Annotated in this window: 21 protein-coding genes; 10 read left to right on the plus strand and 11 right to left on the minus strand. The window is 62.8% G+C overall.

Translation table 11 applies throughout. The features are described from left to right. Positions 1 to 22: 22 nt before the first annotated feature. From JWJ88_RS18270 to JWJ88_RS18280, 3 genes are all read left to right on the plus strand, one after another. Positions 23 to 760 carry a MipA/OmpV family protein gene (locus tag JWJ88_RS18270; protein ID WP_205295861.1) on the plus strand — a complete coding sequence of 246 codons (738 nt, stop codon included), beginning with the start codon at positions 23 to 25 and terminating at the stop codon, positions 758 to 760. Between the two features lie 64 nt (positions 761 to 824). After that, a complete protein-coding gene (locus tag JWJ88_RS18275; RefSeq protein WP_205295862.1) occupies positions 825 to 1,184 on the plus strand; it encodes an SUF system Fe-S cluster assembly protein in 360 nt (119 codons plus the stop codon). Beyond that, positions 1,181 to 1,729: a sugar O-acetyltransferase gene (locus tag JWJ88_RS18280; protein ID WP_205295863.1), complete on the plus strand. Its 549-nt coding sequence runs from the start codon at positions 1,181 to 1,183 to the stop codon at positions 1,727 to 1,729. The genes JWJ88_RS18275 and JWJ88_RS18280 overlap by 4 nt, the downstream gene beginning before the upstream one ends. A 4-nt stretch (positions 1,730 to 1,733) precedes the next feature. On the opposite strand, the gene JWJ88_RS18285 is transcribed toward JWJ88_RS18280, so the two are convergent. Continuing rightward, positions 1,734 to 2,294 carry a histidine phosphatase family protein gene (locus JWJ88_RS18285; protein ID WP_240200286.1) on the minus strand — a complete coding sequence of 187 codons (561 nt, stop codon included), beginning with the start codon at positions 2,292 to 2,294 and terminating at the stop codon, positions 1,734 to 1,736. Then, on the minus strand, positions 2,294 to 3,154 hold the full coding sequence (gene hemF / locus JWJ88_RS18290) for an oxygen-dependent coproporphyrinogen oxidase (protein WP_205295865.1): 861 nt from the start codon (positions 3,152 to 3,154) through the stop codon (positions 2,294 to 2,296). The genes JWJ88_RS18285 and hemF overlap by 1 nt, the downstream gene beginning before the upstream one ends. Positions 3,155 to 3,235: 81 nt before the next feature. On the opposite strand from hemF, the gene JWJ88_RS18295 reads away from it, so the two are divergent. Next, the gene (locus JWJ88_RS18295) at positions 3,236 to 3,643 is read left to right on the plus strand and encodes a putative periplasmic lipoprotein (protein ID WP_205295866.1); all 408 of its coding nucleotides are present in this window, start codon (positions 3,236 to 3,238) and stop codon (positions 3,641 to 3,643) included. Positions 3,644 to 3,652: 9 nt separating this feature from the next. On the opposite strand, the gene JWJ88_RS18300 is transcribed toward JWJ88_RS18295, so the two are convergent. The 3 genes from JWJ88_RS18300 to clpS are packed head-to-tail and all read right to left on the minus strand — an operon-like array spanning position 3,653 to position 5,799. Beyond that, positions 3,653 to 4,462, minus strand: coding sequence for an SDR family NAD(P)-dependent oxidoreductase (locus tag JWJ88_RS18300; protein WP_205295867.1), 810 nt, complete (start codon positions 4,460 to 4,462; stop codon positions 3,653 to 3,655). Continuing rightward, positions 4,459 to 5,478, minus strand: coding sequence for a class I SAM-dependent methyltransferase (locus tag JWJ88_RS18305; RefSeq protein ID WP_205295868.1), 1,020 nt, complete (start codon positions 5,476 to 5,478; stop codon positions 4,459 to 4,461). Before JWJ88_RS18305 ends, JWJ88_RS18300 begins: the two co-directional genes overlap by 4 nt. Before the next feature lie 3 nt (positions 5,479 to 5,481). After that, the gene (gene clpS / locus JWJ88_RS18310; protein WP_205295869.1) at positions 5,482 to 5,799 is read right to left on the minus strand and encodes an ATP-dependent Clp protease adapter ClpS; all 318 of its coding nucleotides are present in this window, start codon (positions 5,797 to 5,799) and stop codon (positions 5,482 to 5,484) included. A 345-nt stretch (positions 5,800 to 6,144) separates the two neighbouring features. Here clpS and JWJ88_RS18315 point away from each other — a divergent pair, with 345 nt between their 5' ends. Then, entirely contained in the window at positions 6,145 to 7,716 is a 1,572-nt protein-coding gene (locus tag JWJ88_RS18315; protein ID WP_205296908.1) for a D-alanyl-D-alanine carboxypeptidase family protein, read from the plus strand. A 179-nt stretch (positions 7,717 to 7,895) separates the two neighbouring features. Here JWJ88_RS18315 and JWJ88_RS18320 read toward each other — a convergent pair whose 3' ends face one another. Both JWJ88_RS18320 and JWJ88_RS18325 read right to left on the minus strand, forming a co-directional pair. After that, positions 7,896 to 8,357, minus strand: coding sequence for an Lrp/AsnC family transcriptional regulator (locus JWJ88_RS18320; RefSeq protein ID WP_205295870.1), 462 nt, complete (start codon positions 8,355 to 8,357; stop codon positions 7,896 to 7,898). Next, positions 8,354 to 8,809 (minus strand): Lrp/AsnC family transcriptional regulator, encoded by a 456-nt coding sequence (locus JWJ88_RS18325; RefSeq protein ID WP_205295871.1) that lies wholly within the window; start codon positions 8,807 to 8,809, stop codon positions 8,354 to 8,356. Before JWJ88_RS18325 ends, JWJ88_RS18320 begins: the two co-directional genes overlap by 4 nt. 127 nt (positions 8,810 to 8,936) lie before the next feature. Here JWJ88_RS18325 and ilvC point away from each other — a divergent pair, with 127 nt between their 5' ends. Further along, entirely contained in the window at positions 8,937 to 9,959 is a 1,023-nt protein-coding gene (gene ilvC, locus JWJ88_RS18330) for a ketol-acid reductoisomerase (protein ID WP_205295872.1), read from the plus strand. Between the two features lie 108 nt (positions 9,960 to 10,067). Here ilvC and dnaE read toward each other — a convergent pair whose 3' ends face one another. Next, positions 10,068 to 13,538 (minus strand): DNA polymerase III subunit alpha, encoded by a 3,471-nt coding sequence (gene dnaE, locus JWJ88_RS18335; protein WP_205295873.1) that lies wholly within the window; start codon positions 13,536 to 13,538, stop codon positions 10,068 to 10,070. Between the two features lie 93 nt (positions 13,539 to 13,631). Here dnaE and JWJ88_RS18340 point away from each other — a divergent pair, with 93 nt between their 5' ends. The 4 genes from JWJ88_RS18340 to JWJ88_RS18355 are packed head-to-tail and all read left to right on the plus strand — an operon-like array spanning position 13,632 to position 18,191. Further along, a complete protein-coding gene (locus JWJ88_RS18340) occupies positions 13,632 to 15,149 on the plus strand; it encodes an ABC transporter ATP-binding protein (protein ID WP_205295874.1) in 1,518 nt (505 codons plus the stop codon). After that, entirely contained in the window at positions 15,136 to 16,206 is a 1,071-nt protein-coding gene (locus JWJ88_RS18345; protein WP_205295875.1) for an ABC transporter permease, read from the plus strand. The genes JWJ88_RS18340 and JWJ88_RS18345 overlap by 14 nt, the downstream gene beginning before the upstream one ends. Then, entirely contained in the window at positions 16,203 to 17,090 is an 888-nt protein-coding gene (locus tag JWJ88_RS18350; RefSeq protein ID WP_205295876.1) for an ABC transporter permease, read from the plus strand. The genes JWJ88_RS18345 and JWJ88_RS18350 overlap by 4 nt, the downstream gene beginning before the upstream one ends. 24 nt (positions 17,091 to 17,114) lie before the next feature. Then, on the plus strand, positions 17,115 to 18,191 hold the full coding sequence (locus JWJ88_RS18355; RefSeq protein ID WP_205295877.1) for a BMP family ABC transporter substrate-binding protein: 1,077 nt from the start codon (positions 17,115 to 17,117) through the stop codon (positions 18,189 to 18,191). Between the two features lie 156 nt (positions 18,192 to 18,347). Here the strand turns inward: JWJ88_RS18355 and dps are convergent, their stop codons facing one another. The 3 genes from dps to fabG form a co-directional block, all read right to left on the minus strand. After that, positions 18,348 to 18,821 carry a DNA starvation/stationary phase protection protein Dps gene (gene dps / locus JWJ88_RS18360; RefSeq protein WP_205295878.1) on the minus strand — a complete coding sequence of 158 codons (474 nt, stop codon included), beginning with the start codon at positions 18,819 to 18,821 and terminating at the stop codon, positions 18,348 to 18,350. Between the two features lie 144 nt (positions 18,822 to 18,965). Next, positions 18,966 to 19,199, minus strand: coding sequence for an acyl carrier protein (locus JWJ88_RS18365; protein WP_011748063.1), 234 nt, complete (start codon positions 19,197 to 19,199; stop codon positions 18,966 to 18,968). A 136-nt stretch (positions 19,200 to 19,335) separates the two neighbouring features. Further along, the gene (gene fabG / locus JWJ88_RS18370) at positions 19,336 to 20,073 is read right to left on the minus strand and encodes a 3-oxoacyl-ACP reductase FabG (RefSeq protein WP_205295879.1); all 738 of its coding nucleotides are present in this window, start codon (positions 20,071 to 20,073) and stop codon (positions 19,336 to 19,338) included. Between the last annotated feature and the right edge of the window lie 72 nt (positions 20,074 to 20,145).

Genomic DNA, 20,145 nt, shown 5'->3' on the forward strand with positions numbered 1-20,145 from the left:
ACCAAATCGATAAGGATTCGCCATGACCCGGATTGCCGCGCTTGCGCTTCTCGCCGCCACCGCCCTGAGCTCGCCCGCAATGGCGCAGTCGCTGGAGCTGGGCCGCGGGCTGTCGTTCGATGCCGGGCTGGGCGTGAAATACAGCCCGGAATTCATGGGCTCGGACAATCTGGATGCCTCGCCCTGGTTCATCCTGCGCAGTGCCAATGCCGATCGTGGCAAGCCCGACGGGCTCTCGATCCTGCCCTCGCTGGACTATGTCGGCAAGCGAGATGCCAGTGACTATGACGATCTACGCGGCATGGATGACATCGACCGTGCTGGCGAGATCGGCATGAAACTGTCCTGGCGCATGGGCGAATTGACCAGCTATGGCGCCATTCGCAAGGGTTTTGGCGGGCATCACGGCGTGGTCGGCGAACTGGGCGCGAAATACCGCTTCGAGGCGACCGACAAGTTGACGCTCTGGACCGGGGCCGAACTGGGTCTGGGCAATCAGGATTTCACCGGCACCTACTTTGGGGTCACATCTGGCGAATCCACTGCCAGCGGCAAACCTGTCCATGACCCGGACGGCGGCGCCTATATCGCCCGTATCAGCGTCGAGGCGCGCTATGAATTCATGCCCGATACGGCATTGATGGGGCGGCTGACCTATGGCCGGCTGCTTGGAGATTCGGGAGATTCGCCCTTGGTCGAGACGCGTAGCCAGCCCTCGATCAGCATCGGGGTGGCGCGGCGGCTGAACTTCCGCTTCTAAGCGGCTCTGGACCCCGGATGGCATAAGTCCTATATCTTTGCCAAGATTTTACAGGACACGCCGTATGAGCACCGAAAACCTCACGGAAGGCGATCCGCTGATCGCCCCCTCGACAACCGATCATCCCCTTTACGAAAGCGTGGTCGAAGCCTGCAAAACGGTCTACGACCCCGAAATTCCGGTCAACATCTTTGATCTGGGCCTGATCTATACCATTGATATCAGCGATGAAAACTCCGTGCGCATCATCATGACCCTGACCGCGCCGGGATGCCCGGTCGCAGGCGAGATGCCCGGCTGGGTCGCCGATGCGGTCGAGCCGCTGCCCGGGATCAAGCAGGTCGATGTCGAGATGACCTTCCAGCCGCAATGGGGCATGGATATGATGTCCGAAGAGGCCCGCTTGGAGCTTGGCTTCATTTGACGGCGCGCGAGGACATGCTGGCCGGCCGGCCCTATAACCCCGGCGATGGCGAGTTGGTGGCGATGCGCAAGGCCGCACAGGGGTTGATGCGCGACTACAACGCCACGATCATCGGCGACAAGACCCGCGCCCGCGCCCTGACCCAGTTGCTGGGCACATGGAACGGCGCCGTGGTCCGCACCCCCTTTCATGTCGATTACGGCAAGCACATCCATTTCGGTCCGGGGTGCTTCGTGAATTACGGCTGTTTCTTCATGGATATCTGTGAAATCCGCATTGGCGCGCGCTGCCAGTTCGGCACCGCCGTGCAATTGCTGACCGAGGATCGGCCGCGCGACCGCAAAACCCGCGCCAAAGGTGTCGAATGGGGCAAACCCATTACCATTGGCGACGATGTCTGGGTCGGCGGCGGTGCCGTCATCCTGCCCGGCGTGACCGTGGGCGACGGGGCCATCATCGGCGCCGGTTCGGTGGTGACGCGCGACGTGGCTCCGGGTGCGACGGTCGTGGGCAACCCCGCACGCCCTCTGCCGCGCAAATCCTGATCGCCTAGAAGAACATCCGATGCCGCCCGCGGCTGACCAGATGCAGCCCGCCTTGGGTCACCGGCATCTCGGCCAGACGTTCCAGCGGCAGCCCCATCGCCACCAGCCGCAGCATGCGCAGGGTTATGCCATGGGTAACGATCAACGCCGGACCGGCCAGATCGTCCAGAAACGAACGCACTCTGACCTCAAGCCCGGAAAAATGCTCGCCACCCGGTGCGCGGTCATACCAGTACAAACCGGTATCGCGGAATATCGCGGGATGGGCCGCACGCAGTTCTTCCCAAAGTTGACCACTGAAACTGCCGATATCGATCTCGTGCAGGCGGTCATCAAAGGTGACGCCCTGTCCGGCAAAGACGATCTGCGCGGTTTGCCGGGCCCGGCCTGCAGTGCTGGCATAGTACGACATGCCTGTCAGGTCGCGCACCAACCAAGCCTGCCGTCGGGCCTGTGCTACGCCAAGCGGGGTCAGCGGCGAATCCAGCCGGCCCTGCATCCGCCCTTCGGCGTTCCAGACTGTCTGACCGTGCCGCATCAGATAAAGATCCGGCCAATCCGCCATCAGACCCATTTCGCCAGCGGCGGAAGACTCATCAGCACGGCCTCGGGATCATGGCCGGTGGCTAGACCGAATTTGGTCCCACGGTCATAGACCAGATTGTATTCGGCATAGAGACCGCGATGGATAAGCTGGGCATCCTTTTCGACCTCTCCCCACGGTTGACCCATGTGTTTTTCGGTAAGCGGCAAGAAGGCGGGCAGGAAAGCTTCACCCACCGCCTTGGTAAAGGCGAAATCGGCGCGCCAATCGCCGCTGTTCAGGTCGTCAAAAAAGATGCCGCCCACGCCACGCGCCCGGCCCCGATGCGGGACAAAGAAATACTCATCCGCCCAAGCCTTGAAACGGTCATAGTAATCCGCGCCATGCAGCCCGCAGGCCGTGCGGAGCGTTTCATGAAAATGCGCGGTGTCCTCGGCATATTCCAGGCAAGGGTTCAGGTCCGCGCCACCCCCGAACCACCACGCGCCGGGGGTCCAGAACATGCGCGTGTTCATATGCACGGCAGGCGCATGCGGATTCTGCATATGCGCGACCAGGCTGATGCCGCTGGCCCAGAAACGCGGGTCGGCCTCGATCCCGGGCACGCCGCGCGCCGCCATGGATTGCCGGGCGGCGGCGGATAGTTCGCCGTGCACCGCCGACCAGTTCACGCCGACTTTCTCAAAAACCCGCCCGCCGCGCATGACCGACATCAAACCGCCGCCGCCATCCTCGCCCCGCTTCGTTTCGCGGATATCAAACCGGCCGGGTGCAGCGCCGCCCGGGCCGCGATCCTCAAGCGCCTCGAAGGCGGTCACGATCCGATCACGCAATTCCCGAAACCAGACTGCGGCTTCTTGTCGCTCATCCTGCATTTCCATGGGTTTGCCTTTGCATTCGTGAATTGCCCCGCCCTTGGGACGGGCTTATGCTTTCAGCTGGAACAACTAGAGATACCGGTCATGACCCGCAACATCCTGCTTGCCCTGATGCCTGTTCTGGTTGTCGCCGCCTGCGGCACCCCGCAAGAACAATGTATCAGTCGCAATACCCGCGAATATCGCACCGTCTCGAACCTGCTGACCGAGGTCGAGGCCAATCTGGCGCGGGGTTATGCCTGGGAAGAGCGCATGGTGATGCGCACGCAATGGGAAGATTGCCGCTTTGCCTGGGTGGACAAGGACGGCAATCGCCGGCTGGGTTATCGCCCTTGCCTGCGTGATGTTGCCGATACCGAAAGGTTCCGCGTGCCGATCGACCCCGCGGCCGAAACGCGCAAGCGCGACAACCTTTTGGCCCGCAAACAGGCGCTGGCCCCGGCCGCCCGATCTGCGGTCGAAGCCTGCAAGGCGGCGCATCCCGAGGATTAAGGCTGGCTTTCAGTAAACACCCGGCGCCCGCGGGTCGCCCAGGCTGCGGCCCCCATCGACCCGCAGGATCTGCCCCGTGACAAAGCTTGACGCCTCGCTGGCCAAAAACTGAACCGTTGCCGCCAGTTCATCCGCGCCGGCGATCCGGCCCAAGGGCGTGGCCGCCACCATGCGGTCGCGCAGGCCCGGATCCTCGCGCAGCTTCAGCTGCAGGTTGTTCGACATAATGCTGGCAAAGGCCACGCCGTTCACGCGAATCCGCTTGGGAGCCAGCGCCGAGGCCAACGAGCGCGTGGCCTGCGCCTGCGCCGCGCTGGCGATGGAATAGGCCAGCATCTGCGGCTGCGGCCAGTCGGCGGCCAGCGAAGCGACGTTGACGATCGCACCGTGCTGCAAGGCATTTTCGTCCGCCTCTTCAGCTTGGGCAATCATGCGCTTGGCAACCATCTGCGAAAGCCGCAGCCCTGAACTCATGTTCTGGCGCAGCATATCGCCCAGCAATTCGTCATTCACCGTCAGCGGGTCGCAACCCTGCACCATGCGATGCGCATTGACCAGAATATCGACCCGGTCGAAGGCGTCGATGGTGGCAGAAACCAGATTCGCCAGCGTCAGTTTCTGGCTCAGGTCACCAGAAAAGGCCCGCACGGCCCCCTCTCCCACAGCCTGCTCGCCCAATTCGGTCATCAGCGCCGCTTCGTCGCTGTCGGCGAACATGACATTGGCACCCGCCTCTTCGAAATGGCGGGCGATGGCCAGACCGATACCCCGTGCGGCGCCGGTGACGATGGCGGTCTTGCCCTGGATGGACAGGCTCATCTTCTTCTGCCTTTCGGCTGAGGGCGGCCGGCAGCAGGCCGCCGCGCACCCGAAGCTGTCAGGATCTTGAAGCGTGAATCGCCACCCAGTTCCGAGACTTCGGCAAAGCATTCCCGCAAGGCCTGCTCATAGGGAAGGTGGCGGTTGGCAACCATCCACAGCCGCCCCGCCCCGGTCAGAAGCCCTGCCGCTGCGCGGATGAAACCAGCCCCCAGCCGCGGATCGGCCGCGCGTCCTTCGTGAAAGGGCGGGTTCATGACGATACCGTTCACCGGCTCGGGCAGGTGGAAATCCCGCGCATCCGCCCAGTGAAAATGCGCGCGCAGGTCGCGGACGTTGCGCCGCGCACACTCCAGCGCCGTCGCATCGGCTTCGACCAGATGCAACACCTCGACGCCGGGACGCTTGAGGATTTCGGCAGAAAGCCACCCCCAACCCGCGCCCAGATCGACGATCCGGGTGGGCAGCTTGTCCGGCAGCGCTGCCGCCAACGCCTGCGAAGCTGGGTCCGGCCCATCGGCCGAGAATACGCCCGGCCGCGTCACCATGCCCGGGGCGACCTCATGGTCGCGCGCCGCCCAGCCCTCGGGCAGCCAATCGGCAGGTGGAGGCGTGACGCGGAAAATCTTGCCATGGGCGCGGGACTGGATCTGATCGACGGCAGCCAGACCGCGCATCTCCTTTATCACCGCATCCACGCCGTCGGTCTTTTGCCCATCGATCCAAAGCGAAGCTCCGGGCGTCAGTGATGCAGCAGCCTGGGCGATGCGCGCCCGCGCCTCTGCCCGGGCCCGGGGCAAGAACACCACGGCGCCGTCAAACTTGCCCTCGGCCTGGGTCACGGTGTCATAACCCCGCGCCTTCAATGCCTGATAATCGGGAAAATAGCCCTGAACGATCTGCACTTGTGCAGGATCGAACGGGCCAAGATCGGTCGCAGCGCCTGCGCCGATCAGCAACATACGCCCTTCTGGCGGCGTGCCGCCAAAAATAAGTTCCAGCCGTGATCCAGCCAATTTCTACTCTTTTTCCATGGTGCATTGCAGCGGATGCTGCTGGCGGCGCGCCAGTTCCATGACCTGCGCCACCTTGGTTTCGGCAATTTCGTGCGAAAACACGCCGACGACGGCCAGTCCCCTGCGGTGGACCGTCAGCATGATCTCGATCGCCTGAGCGTGGTTCATATTGAACAAACGCTCAAGCACATGCACGACGAATTCCATTGGAGTGAAATCGTCGTTCAGCAGCAACACCTTATACATCGGAGGCCGCTGCGTGCGGGGTCTGGTCTTGACCCCCAGTTCGACCTCTTCGCGGTCCCCGGGTCGGTTGGTCATCTGCGGATTGGTCACAACGCTTGTAACAGGATATGGACGGTTCTGAGACCGAATATAGAGCCTTTCCCCGCGCTTGATAAGCCCTGCCCCCTCGTTGATGCCCGAAAGCGTGGACAACCTGCGGCAGATTGCGCCGCAGGCCTGCAAACTTGCGGTTCCCGAACGCCGGAATGCATGTTATTGTCATTTTATTAACGAAGGGTCTGCATAACGAATGGACCCTCAGAGGCAGAAGAGACCGGGACAGTGAGCAGATTCGCCAAAAACGTCCGTTTGGGACTGATGATTCTATTCGCTTGGGCGCTGCCCCTGGCGGTCGCCGCAGCCCCGTTTGCGGCCTTCGTCATGGACGCACGATCCGGGCAGGAAATCTATGCGCAGAACGCGGACACGCGGCTTCATCCGGCCTCGCTGACCAAGATGATGACGCTTTACATGGCCTTTACCGCAATCGAACGCGGGCAGGTCCGTCTGGACAGCAAGTTCCTGGTGTCCAGTCACGCGGCCTCGCAACCACCATCGCGGCTGGGGCTAAAGCCGGGCCAGCGGATCGAGCTGCGTTATCTGATCCGCGCGGCAGCGGTGAAATCCGCCAATGACGCGGCAACGGTGATCGGCGAGGGGCTGGCCGGATCCGAGCCAAAATTCGCCCAGCAGATGACCCAGATGGCCAAGGCGCTGGGGATGCGCAACACCAACTTCCGCAACGCAAACGGGCTCACGGCCGAAGGGCATTATTCCACGGCCCGCGACATGAGCACTCTTGGCCGCCGCCTGTTTTATGACTTCCCCCAGTATTATTCGATCTTCTCGCGCCGTTCGGCTGATGCCGGAGTTGCCACGGTTTCCAGCACCAACAAGCGTTTTCTCGACAGCTATGAAGGCGCGGATGGTATCAAGACCGGCTATACCCGCGCGGCAGGCTTCAACCTGACCGCCTCGGCCAAGCGCGGTTCCAAGCGGATCATCGCCACCGTTCTGGGCGGCACATCGACAGCGCATCGCAATCAGGTGATGGCCCAACTGCTGGATACCGGCTTCGGGAAGGCCCCCACCCGTGTGCGAGAGGTAAAACCAGCGCCACCGCAACTGGTGGCCGAAAAGAAAGTGGTGCGCCGCACCGTGCAGGTTGCGCGCGCAGAGCCTGCCCAGACAACATCCAATATTCAGCTTTCCGCTTCGGACCGACCCGTGGCGCGCGCCTCCACCGTCGCAGTGGTGACACCTGCCGCGATTTCGGCCGCAGTCTCGCGGGCACAGGCCGCCGCGGTGCCGGTCCCCGTCAGAAAAGGAGATACGCTTAGCGCCAGTGCCCGCCCGGCGCGCAAACCGGGCACTGGACAGCTTGCCAAGGCAGCGGTGGACCCAGAGTTGCTGGCGCATGCGGCCCGCCCCGAGGCACGTCCGGAAGAGGGTGACGCAGCAGAGACAATCTCTCCGCCGTTGAATGCCGCCCGCCCGGCGCCTGCACCACGTGGCGACCGGGCAGCCAGCCTGCCCGCCCCCGCCGGCTCGCCCTCGCTTTTCATCCAGTCAACCGAACCGCAGCAGGAAAGCATGGCCTTGCTCAACGCCCCTGCTCCGGCGCAACGGTCTGAGACCATCATCCTCGCCTCGCTTGAGCCGGAAGACGAAGCCGCTCCCGAGAATGTCGAGATCGTCGCGCGGGGATCGGGTTCGGGCGGGAAAAGCTGGGGGGTTTCGCTGGGATTGTTTCGGTCCCAGCGCGAGGCCGAGCAGATCCTGCTGAAAACCGCCCTTCAGGAAAGCGGCGCGCTTGGCAGTGCCCTGAGCCGCGTTGCCAATACCAAGCGCGGTTTCGAGGCGAACTTCGTCGGCATGAACCAGGAAACCGCTGAACTTGCCTGCGGCCGGATTTCGGCACGGCAGCAGACCTGCCGCATCATCGGTCCCTGAAGCGGTTCCCGACACCCATCGCCGTAGTCCGTCAGCAATGTCTTCGGCGTCATGCCATGCGACGTCATCCCCCATCACCTGGCGTGTAAACGGCAATCATTTGCCCGGCGGAACGCCGCATGCCGGTGCACCGTCTCAAGGTTCACCGGCATCACGCCACTATTCATTAGTCCGACACGCTAAAGCGGCCCCGGCCGCCGCTCCTCCGATAGCATGACGTTTGCTTCGACCTGTCCGACACCGGGCAGGGTCATAATGCGACGTCGCAGGATGCGCTCAAAATCAGCAATGTCGCGGGCATGGATACGTAGCCGATAGTCGAATTGGCCCAGCACATGTTGCACCGTCTGCACTTCGGGAATTGCAGTCACCGCGCGCTCGAAATCCTCCAGACTTACCCGGCCTTTTGCCGCCAGCCGGATGCCCAGAAACACCGTAACGCCAAAACCCAGTGCTGCTTCGTCCACCACCACGCGGCGGCCAGCGATGACGCCGGTTTCGGTCAGACGGCGGATGCGGCGCCAGGTGGCGGGCTGGGTCAGGCCAAGCCTTCGACCGATTTCAGCCGCACCCAGGGTCGCATCCCCTGCCAGGCACCGCAGAATAGCAAGATCTGTAGCATCCGGTGTCAGCGTAGTCACAACGGCAACTCCTGCAAATCTTTGATGGTCGAGATCAACATCAGCGCATCGCTGTCGGAAACATGCGGCAAAGTCAGGATGCTATCGCGATAGACCTGTTGCCAATGCGCCATGTCGCGGGCAATCACCGACAGCCGCAAGTCCACCGAACCTAAAAAGGTCTGGATCTCGGTCACCTCTGGCACGTCTCTGGCTGCAGCGATGAACTCATCGAAGGCGCGCGGGTGGGTCTTGTCCAATGTGAACCGCAGACTGACCTGCACCTCATAGCCCAGCTTTCGCCAGTCGATCTTTGCCTCGATGGCGCGGATAATACCGGTTTGCTGCAAACGCTCCAGCCTGCGCCAGAGGCTTGCAGGCGTCACCCCAGCCCGCTCCGCCAGTTGCGCGTTAGTAATCTCGGGATCAGCCAAAAGCTGGCGCAGAATGCGGCGATCTGTGGCATCAGGCATGAATATCTCGATTTATTGCCAATTATGACATGATCTTTTCTAAAGTGCCAGAGATTCCGCGAAAATTGCACAGAACTGAGATCCTGCTCCTGCTAATACTCTTGCATCGAAAATGAGGGAGACTCCGATGCGTGTCTATTATGATCGCGACTGCGATGTGAACCTGATCAAGGACAAAAAGATCGCCATGCTGGGCTATGGCAGCCAAGGCCATGCCCACGCGCTGAACCTGCGCGATTCCGGCGCGAAGAATGTCGTGGTCGCTCTGCGCGAAGGCTCGGCCTCGGCCAAGAAAGCCGAAGCCGAAGGGCTGAAGGTCATGGGCATCGCCGAAGCAGCCGCTTGGGCTGACCTCATCATGTTTACCATGCCCGACGAACTGCAGGCCGAGACCTATAAGAAATACGTCCATGACAACCTGCGCGAAGGTGCCGCAATCGCCTTTGCCCACGGGCTGAATGTGCATTTTGGTCTGATCGAGCCGAAACCGGGCGTCGATGTCATCATGATGGCGCCGAAAGGTCCCGGTCATACCGTGCGCGGCGAATACACCAAGGGCGGCGGCGTGCCCTGTCTGGTTGCGATCCATCAGGACGCGACCGGCAAGGCGATGGATCTGGCGCTCAGCTATTGCTCGGCCATCGGCGGCGGCCGCTCGGGCATCATCGAGACCAATTTCCGTCAGGAATGCGAAACCGACCTGTTCGGTGAGCAGGCCGTGCTGTGTGGTGGTCTGGTCGAACTGATCCGCATGGGCTTTGAAACCCTGGTCGAGGCTGGCTACGAGCCGGAAATGGCCTATTTCGAATGCCTGCACGAGGTGAAGCTGATCGTGGACCTGATCTACGAAGGCGGTATCGCCAACATGAACTACTCGATCTCGAACACCGCCGAATACGGCGAATATGTCAGCGGCCCGCGCATCCTGCCTTACGAGGAAACCAAGCGCCGCATGAAGGAAGTTCTGAGCGACATCCAGACCGGCAAGTTCGTGCGCGATTTCATGCAGGAAAACACCGTCGGCCAGCCCTTCTTCAAGGCGACCCGCCGCATGAACGACGAACATCAGATCGAAAAAGTCGGCGAAAAGCTGCGCGCCATGATGCCTTGGATCTCCAAGGGCAAGATGGTGGACAAAGAGCGCAACTAAGCGCGTCTCAAGGAAAGCCCCGCCATCGTGCGGGGCTTTTTCCTTGGCGACATGCACCACATCCTTTCATGAGGATACGCCCGCGAAATCATCCGCGGGGGTGGCGGATCACTCCTCCAGCACCTCCAGCACGCCGGGTATGACGCGCAAGGCCTGGCGGGCCGGTGTAGTCAGCGGCGCATCTTCGGTAATCTCGATATCCACCAGATCCGCACCATCCTTGAGCCGCAACGCGATGGGTCCGCGGGCACGGGCAGGCGCGTTGAATTCGGACTGGATACGCGCCAGCGCCTCGGCGATGGCGGGCACGGCATCCAGCCCCGCGATCTCGACCGCCAGACGGTTCGCGCCGGCATCGGCCACCGCCTGATCCAGCGGCATCACCGAACGCGCAAGCAGCTTGACCTGATCGCCAGACGGTTCCACCTGCACCTGCAATACCACGTTTTCGCCCGGTTCCAGATGCTGGCGATGCGCGTCCAGCGTGTCCGAGAACACCGTGACCTCGTAAAGCCCGGTCGGATCGGAAAGACCGACAAAGGCGAAACGGGTCCCGCGCGCCGATTTCTTCTCCTGCCGTTGCGACACCGTGCCCGCAAGCTGCGCCACCAGCGCACCTTCCTGAGCTGCCAGCGTCACCTCGGCCAAGGTCTGCACCCCTTTGCGGCGAAGCGCCGGCTGATAATCATCCAGCGGATGACCAGAGAGATAGAACCCCACCGCGGCATGTTCCTCAGCCAGCTTTTCCGTGGGCATCCAGACAGGCGCTGCGACCGGGCGCGGCGGGGGCAAATCCTCCCCCCCTCCGAAAAGCGAGGTCTGGCTGGAGGCCGCGGCTTCCTGCACCGCCGCCGACCAAGCCACCAACCCATCCAGCGCCTTCAATACCCTCGCCCGGTTTGAATCCAGCATGTCGAAGGCGCCGGCGCGGGCCAGCATTTCAAGCGGGCGCTTGCCCACGCGCCGCATATCAACGCGACGGGCAAAGTCGTGCATATCGACAAAGGGGCGTTCGCCACGTGCCTGGACAATCAGCTTCATCGCCTCGATACCGACGCCCTTCAGCGCACCCAGTGCATAGAGAACCTTGCCGTCCCGCACGCTGAAACTCGCATCGGACCGGTTCACGCAGGGCGGCACCGTCTCGATCCCCATCCGGTCGGCTTCGCGTTTGTAAACAGCAAGCTTGTCGGTCAGATGGATATCGCAGTTCATCACCGCAGCCATGAATTCGACCGGATGGTTCGCCTTCAGCCAGGCGGTCTGGTAGCTGACCACCGCATAGGCTGCCGCATGCGACTTGTTGAAGCCATAATTTGCGAATTTCTCTAGAAGGTCAAATACTTCCCCGGCCTTCTTCGCGTCGATTCCCTGTGCTTTGCACCCCTCGACGAACTTTGGTCGTTCTTTGGCCATTTCTTCGGCGATCTTCTTGCCCATGGCGCGGCGCAGTAGGTCGGCGCCGCCCAGAGAATAGCCCCCCATGACCTGAGCGATCTGCATCACCTGTTCCTGATAGACGATGATGCCCTGGGTTTCAGCCAGAATATCGTCAATAGAAGGGTGAATGGATTCAAGGGGTCGCAGGCCGTTCTTCACCTCGCAATAGGTGGGGATGTTTTCCATCGGGCCCGGGCGATAGAGCGCGACAAGCGCGACGATATCCTCGATGCAGGTGGGCTTCATGCGTCGCAGCGCGTCCATCATGCCCGAGCTTTCAACCTGGAACACCGCTACCGTCCGGGCGCTGGCGAACAGCTCGTAGCTTGCCTTGTCGTCCAGCGGGATGGCGTTGATCTGGTTTTCCGCTCCGCTGGCCGGCTCATAAAGCTGCTTTCCGTCGGCGGTGACATGCAAAGGGCGACCGCCCGCGTTGATCAGATCGACCGCGTTCTGGATGACCGTCAGAGTCTTGAGGCCGAGGAAGTCGAACTTGACCAGACCCGCCTGCTCGACCCATTTCATGTTGTACTGCGTTGCCGGCATGTCCGACGCCGGATCGCGGTAAAGCGGAACCAGCCGGTCCAACGGCCGGTCGCCGATCACCACACCCGCGGCGTGGGTCGAGGCGTTGCGCAGCAACCCTTCGATCTTTGCGGCATAATCCAGCAGGCGACCGACCACCTCTTCCTTGGCGGCTTCGCGCAGGCGCGGCTCATCCGTCAGCGCCTTGATGACGCTGACCGGCTTTACCCCTTCGACAGGGATCATCTTGGACAGCCGGTCCACCTGACCAAAGGGTAGTTGCAGCACGCGGCCCACGTCGCGCACCGCCGCCTTGGACAGCAGCGCACCGAAGGTGATGATCTGGCCCACCTTGTCGCGGCCATATTTCTCTTGCACGTATTGGATCACCTCTTCACGGCGATCCATGCAGAAATCGATGTCAAAGTCCGGCATCGAGACCCGTTCCGGGTTTAGAAACCGCTCGAAGAGCAGGCTGTAACGCATTGGGTCAAGGTCGGTAATCGTCAGTGCATAAGCAACCAGAGAGCCGGCGCCCGAACCCCGGCCCGGCCCGACGGGGATGCCGTGTTCCTTGGCCCATTTGATGAAATCGGCCACGATCAGGAAATAGCCGGGAAAACCCATCTGCTCAATGATGCCCAGTTCAAAGCGCAGCCGCTCTTCATACGCCTCGACCGTGGTCGAATGCGGGATCACCGCCAACCGCGTCCGCAGGCCGTCCCAGGCTTGCCGGCGCAACTCCTCGATCTCGTCATCGGCAAAGCGTGGCAGGATCGGCTTGCGCTTGCTGACGGCAAAGGCACAGCGGCGAGCGATTTCGACGGTGTTCTCGACCGCCTCGGGCAGGTCGGCGAACAGCGTCGCCATTTCGGCGGCGGATTTGAAGTAATGCTGCGGCGTCAGCCGGCGGCGCGGCGCGGTCTGATCGACATAGGCGCGTTCGGAAATGCAGATCAGCGCGTCATGCGCGTCGTAAAGGTCCGGTTTCGGGAAGTAGACGTCATTGGTCGCTACCAGCGGCAGCTCCAGCGCATAGGCGATGTCGATCATGCCGCCTTCCGAGCCCGCCTCATCCGGGACGGGCTGACCCTCGGCGTCGTGATGGCGCTGTAGTTCGACGTAAAGCCGGGTCGGAAAAGCCGCCGCCAATCTTTGCGTCAGATCGCGCGCCTCGGTGGTTCGACCTTGCAGCACCAATTGGCCGATCGGGCCGCCAGCGCCGCCGGTCAGGCAGATCAACCCTTCGGCATGGGCCTCCAACTCCTCGGGCGTCACATGCGGCAAGGCATGATCGTCGCGAAGATAAAGACAGGTCGAAAGCTCCATCAGGTTCAGCCAGCCAGCCTCGTTCTGGGCCAGCAGCACCACGGGACCCGTCGCGTCGGCCTGCAACGTCACCTGGCAGCCGACAATCGGCTGAACGCCTGTGTCCTGCGCCTTGACCGAGAACTCCAACGCTGCGAACAGCGCGTTGCTGTCTGTCAGCGCCACGGCAGGCATGCCGTTTTGTGCCGCAAGATCAGCAAGTTTCTTGACGGGCACCGCGCCTTCCAGCAACGAATGTTCAGAATGTGTGCGCAGATGAATGAATCGGGGGGATTTTTCCAGCATGCGCCCAATCTACGGACGACCTGCCCATCTGTGCAATTGCTCCTCGGCGGAAAACCGCTAATCTTGAAACAAAAAGCAGCGAGGCGCGCGACAGTGACCAATGTTTTCCGGGCCGAGGGCCTGGGCAAGACCTATCCCGGCGTGCGCGCCAACGACGACATCTCTTTCGCGGTCGAGGCCGGCGAAATCCATGCCCTGTTGGGCGAGAACGGCGCGGGCAAGTCAACGCTCGTCAAGACGATCTACGGTCTGGTGCGGCCGGACGAAGGGCGGATGTTCCTGCTGGGCGCCCCGCACGAGCCACAGGACCCGCGTGCGGCCCGGGCGGCCGGTGTGGCCATGGTGTTCCAGCATTTCTCGCTTTTCGATGCGATGACGGTTGCGGAAAACGTCGCGCTGGGAATGGAGAATCCGCCGCCGCGCGCCGAACTGTCGCGCCGAATCGCCGAACTGTCCCAAGGTTATGGCCTGCCCCTGAACCCAGCCCGCCGCATCGCCACGCTTTCGGCAGGCGAGCGGCAGCGGGTCGAGATCCTGCGCTGCCTGCTGCAAAACCCCCGGTTGCTCATCATGGATGAGCCAACCTCGGTACTGACCCCGCAAGAGGCCGAGATCCTGTTCGCCACCCTGCGCCAACTGGCCAAGGGTGGCACGTCGATTCTGTATATCAGCCACAAGCTTGAGGAAATCCGCAGCCATTGCGACCGCGCCACCATCCTGCGTCAGGGCAAGGTTGTCGGCACGGTGCATCCCAACGCCCATTCCGCCCGTGAACTGGCGGCGATGATGGTAGGGGCCGAGATGCGGGTGGTGGATCGTTCGGGCCGTAAGCCGGGCGTCCCGGTGTTGGAGATCCGCGACCTTTCGACCCCACCGGGCGGCGAAAGCGTGGCGCTGAAGAACATCGCGCTGACGCTGCGCAGGGGCGAGATCCTCGGCATCGGCGGCGTCGCCGGAAACGGGCAGGAGGAATTGCTTTCCGCACTCTCGGGCGAGACGATGACAGCCCCCGGCACCATCGCACTGGAGGGCCTCGACCTGTCCGGGCTTGGTCCCGAGGCACGGCGCAAGGCCGGGCTTCTGGCCGCGCCCGAGGATCGGCTGGGTCACGCCGCCGTGCCTGAATTCAGCCTGGCGGAAAACACGCTGCTGACCGCCGGCGCACGTCAGGGTCTGGTCCGCAGCGGCCTGATCGACCGCCGCGCGGCGACCGCTTTCGCGCAGCAGGTGATCAAGGCCTTCGACGTGCGCACTCCCGGCCCGGATACGACTGCCGGCGCGTTGTCGGGCGGGAACCTGCAAAAATTCGTCATCGGCCGCGAGGTGCTGGGCCGGCCGCATGTGCTGGTGGTGAACCAGCCGACCTGGGGCGTCGATGCCGGCGCTGCGGCGGCGATCCGGCAGGCGTTGCTGGACCTTGCCGCGCAGGGAGCGGGGCTGATCGTCATCAGTCAGGACCTCGACGAACTGCTGGAACTGTCGGATCGGTTCTGCGCCCTGAACGAAGGGCGGCTTTCCAGCCCCCGCCCGACCGAGGGGCTGACGGTGGAAGAGATCGGACTGATGCTGGGCGGCGCGCATGGCATGGAGGTGGCGCATGTTCCGGCTTGAACCCCGCGCCTCGGCACCGCTGATCTGGCAGGTGGTCACACCGATCCTCGCCGTCCTTGCCACCATGATCGTCGGCGGCGGGCTTTTCGCCGTCATGGGCTTCGACCCGGTAGCCGCGATCCGCACCATCTTCTGGGACCCGCTTTTCGGACCCGCCGCCAGCTATTCCCGGCCGCAACTGCTAGTCAAGGCCGGCCCGCTGATCCTGATCGCCTCGGGTCTGGCGCTGGGCTTCCGGGCGGGCATCTGGAACATCGGTGCCGAAGGGCAGTACATCATCGGCGCGATCTGCGGTGCGGCGGTCGCGCTGGCCGCCTATCCCATGGACGCCTTCTGGATATTCCCGGCGATGATCCTTGCCGGCGCGGCGGGCGGCTGGGCATGGGGCATGGTCCCCGCGCTGCTGCGCAACTGGTTCGGGGCCTCGGAAATCCTCGTCTCGCTGATGCTGGTCTATGTCGCGCAGCGCATCGCCGCATGGATGGCCTTTGGCCCGATGAAGAACCCCGAGGGCTTCAATTTTCCCGGTTCGCGCAATCTTCAACAATACGAGCCCGCGTCGAACCCGGAACTTTTCGCCAATTCCGGCCTGCATTGGGGCGGCGTCGCCGCAATTCTGGCGCTGGCGGCGATCTGGTTCATCATGTCGCGGCATGTGCTGGGCTTTCACATCCGCACCGCTGGCGCAGCGCCCCGCGCCGCCCGCTTTGCCGGGGTCCGCCCGGAAAGGCTGGTGGCGTTCTGTCTTGGCGTCTCGGGCGCTTTGGCGGGGCTTGCGGGTCTGTTCGAGGTCGCAGGCCCGGCCGGCCAGATCACCGAAAGCTTTGGTTCCGGTTATGGCTTCACGGCGATCATCGTCGCCTTCCTCGGGCGGCTGCATCCGCTGGGCATCCTGCTGGCGGGGCTGTTGCTGGCGCTGACCTATATCGGAGGCGAGCTGGCGCAGATGATGCTGAACCTGCCGGCCGCGACGGTCCAGGTATTTCAAGGGATGCTGCTGTTCTTTCTGCTCGGCTTTGACGTGCTGACCCGCTATCGCATCCGGAGGCGCACATGATCGATCCGATGTCCGTATTCATCCTGCTGCTGGGCGCCGCCACGCCAATCCTGTTCGCGGCACTTGGCGAATTGGTGGTCGAACGCGCGGGCGTGCTGAACCTGGGCGTCGAGGGCATGATGATCACCGGGGCACTGGCCGGCTTTGCCGCCGCCTATGCCACCGGCAGCCCCGCCGTGGGTTTCGCCGCCGCCGCCCTGGCCGGGGCAGCCGTGTCGATGAGCTTTGCCGTGTTGACGCAATTCCTGCTTTCGAACCAGGTGGCTACGGGGCTGGCGCTGACGCTTTTCGGGCTGGGCCTGACCGCGATGTTCGGCAAGCCTTATGAAGGGTTAAAGGCACCGGCCATGATGCCCGGCCCGTTGCGCCTCAACTGGATGATCTGGCTGGGGATCGCCTTGGTCCCGATCGTCTGGTGGTTTCTTGCCCGCACCCGTGCCGGGCTGATCCTGCGCGCCGTGGGTGAAAACCACGATGCCGCGCATGGTCTGGGCTATCCGGTCAGGTGGGTCCGCATCCTTGCCATCGGCTTCGGCGGCGCGCTGGCGGGAATGGGCGGGGCCTATATCTCAATCGCCACGGTGCTGCAATGGACCGAGGGGATGACCGCCGGCGCGGGCTGGATCGCATTGGCCATCGTGGTTTTCGCGCAATGGAACCCATGGGGCGTGCTGGCGGGCGCCTGGCTCTTTGGCGGCGTCACCGTATTGCAGTTGCGGCTGCAAGCGGCCGGCGTTGCGGTGCCGGTGCAACTGCTGTCCATGGCGCCCTATCTGGCCACCATCTTTGTGCTGGTGCTGATCTCGGCCCGCCAGAAATTTGGCCGCTCGGGGGGCGGCGCAGCGCCTGCCAGCCTCGGCCGGCCTTTCTATGCACTGAAATAAGACCCAACCCGCAAGGAGCATGACATGAAACGCAGAACCCTTCTTGGCAGCGCCGCGGCGCTCGTGGCCTGTTCGGCCCTGCCCGCCTTGGCGCAAGAGGAAAAACTGAAGGTGGGCTTCATCTACGTGGGCCCCGTGGGCGATGGCGGCTGGACCTATCAGCACGATCTGGCCCGTCAGGCGGTAGAGCGGGAATACGGCGACCGCGTCGAGACCACCTATATCGAATCCGTGCCCGAAGGGGCGGATGCCGAACGCGCCCTGACCCAGTTGGCACTGGCTGGCAACAAGCTGATCTTTGCCACCAGCTTCGGCTTCATGGATGCGGTGATGAACACCGCCAAGAAGTTCCCCGACGTGAAGTTCGAGCACGCCACCGGCTATAAACGCGCCGACAACGTCGCCACCTATGATGCCCGGTTTTACGAAGGGCGCGCGGTGCTGGGCACCATCGCCGGCCGCATGACCAAATCGAACAAGATCGGCTATATCGGCGCTTTCCCGATCCCCGAGGTCGTGCAGGGCATCAACTCGGCCTATCTTCACGCCAAAAAGGTGAACCCGGATGTCGAGATGAAGGTGGTCTGGGCCTATACTTGGTTCGACCCCGCGAAAGAGGCCGATGCCGCCGCGGCCCTGATCGCCGAGGGCGTCGATGTCTTCATGCAGCACACCGATTCCACCGCGCCGCTGGCCAAGGCGCAGGAAGCCGGCGCCTATGGCTTTGGTCAGGCATCCGACATGGCGAATTTCAAACCGACGCCGCGTATCTCTTCGATCATCGACAACTGGGAACCCTATTACATCCGGCGCGTCGGCGAGGTGCTGGACGGCACATGGGAATCGCATGGCGTCTGGCTTGGGATCGGTGACGGAGAGGTCGTGATCGGCGAAATCACCGATGCGGTGCCGGCTGAGGTCAAGGCAGAGGCCGAGGCGTTGCGCGACAAGATCGCCTCTGGCGAGCACCACCCCTTTACTGGGCCGCTGAACAAGCAGGACGGCTCGGTCTGGCTGGCCGAGGGGCAAACGGCCACCGACGAGGAGCTGTCCTCGATGAACTTCTATGTCGAGGGGATCACGGCGCCGATGCCGAAATAAGCCGCAGGCCGACAAAAAACCGGGGCCTTGGCCCCGGTTTCCTGTTCTAAGCAAAAACCTGCAGCATTTCGGCAATTCGTTGAATCGCAACGGTGTTGCAGATGTTTTTACGCATTTCCCGGCGCAAAACCGGCATGCAGTTTTGCGGGAAGCGCGTTATTCCAGATGGCTTTCCAAGAACCACAGGTCCTTGTCCGCCGTGCGTGACGCGCCGGTGAACAGATCGGCCGTATCGGCATCGCCCGCCTCATCCGTCGCATCAATGGCGGCGCGGACCTTTTCACCATAATCGCGCATGCGTTCGCACACCGCCTTGATGTGATCCTCGGCCTTGGTCAGATCCGTGGGGTATTCCTGCAGCGTGCTGGTCTTGGCGACCTTCTCGACCGTGCCGACAGCAACGCCATCCAGCACCTGCACGCGCTCGGCCATCATGTCCACATGCTCATCCAGCCGCGCCTTGACCGTGTCGAAAAGCTCATGCACCGCGATGAAATTACGTCCCTTGACGTTCCAATGCGCCTGCTTGATCGCCGCCGACAATGCCAAGGCATCGGCCAGACGGGCATTCAGCTCAGCAATCGCGGTCTTGCGGGCATTGTCGCTAAGCCCTTTGACATTCACAGCCATGAAACTCTCCTTCTTCGGGTTCGCAGAGGAAACCAAGGCAGTGCCGCGGCGGTTCCCCACAACGCTGGGTCAAACTGCCGCAGGCAAAGAAAAAGGGCGGCGCTTTCGTTGGAAAGCACCGCCCCGAAACCTCTCAGAGCAGGATCAGACTGCGCCCTGGATGAATTTCACCGCATCGCCAAAGGTCTGGATCGTTTCGGCGGCGTCGTCCGGGATTTCGATACCGAACTCTTCCTCGAACGCCATGACCAGCTCCACGGTATCCAGCGAATCGGCGCCAAGATCGTCGATGAACGAGGCGGTTTCCGTCACCTTCTCCTCATCGACACCCAGGTGCTCGACGACAATTTTCTTCACGCGATCAGCGATATCGCTCATGTCTCTTCCTCGTTTTCGCGGGCAATCCGCCCAGATGTTCCAGCGATTGCCGGTCACAGCCCAGGGCGGTACCCCTGCAGCCTTGCTTGCCGGATATAGCACGCAGACGTGATCTTGCAACCCGCATAAACTGCGATCAGATCATCGCCATGCCGCCGTTGACATGCAGCGTGGCACCTGTGACATAGCCCGACTCCGGGCTGGCCAGATACAGCACAGCCGCGGCGATTTCCTGGGCTGAGCCCATGCGGCCCGCAGGAATCTGCGCCAGGATCCGCCCCTTCTGCTCTTCGTTCAGCTTGTCGGTCATCGCCGTCTCGATAAAGCCCGGGGCCACGCAGTTCACCGTGATACCGCGCGATGCGACTTCATAGGCCAGGCTTTTCGACATGCCGACCAGCCCTGCCTTGGCAGCGGCGTAATTGCCCTGTCCCGGATTTCCGGTGGTGCCGACGATCGAGCTGATATTGACGATCCGTCCCCAGCGCGCCTTCATCATGCCGCGCAGTACCCCCCGGCACAACCGGAAGCTTGACGTCAAATTGACCTCCAGCACCTGTGCCCATTCCTCGTCGGACATGCGCATGAACAGGTTGTCGCGCGTGATCCCGGCATTGTTGACCAGAATATCGACCGAACCCATGGCCTCGACCGCCGCCTTGGGCAAAGCCTCGACGGCTGCCGCATCGCCAAGATTCGCCGTCACCACATGGGCGCGCGCACCAAGCTTGTCGGCCAGTTCCCGCAGCGGCGCCTCGCGCGTGCCCGACAAAGCCACCGTGGCACCGGCCGCATGCAGAGCCTCGGCCACCGCCCCGCCGATCCCGCCAGATGCCCCGGTTACAAGGGCATTCCTGCCCGTCAGATCAAACATGCCAAAGCCCTTCTTTCGTGTCCAAATATCCCGGGGGACGCCTCATCGGCCCGTCTTGGGGCCGGTGAGGCG

This window comes from Paracoccus methylovorus, from assembly GCF_016919705.1.
GTDB classification, from domain to species: domain Bacteria; phylum Pseudomonadota; class Alphaproteobacteria; order Rhodobacterales; family Rhodobacteraceae; genus Paracoccus; species Paracoccus methylovorus.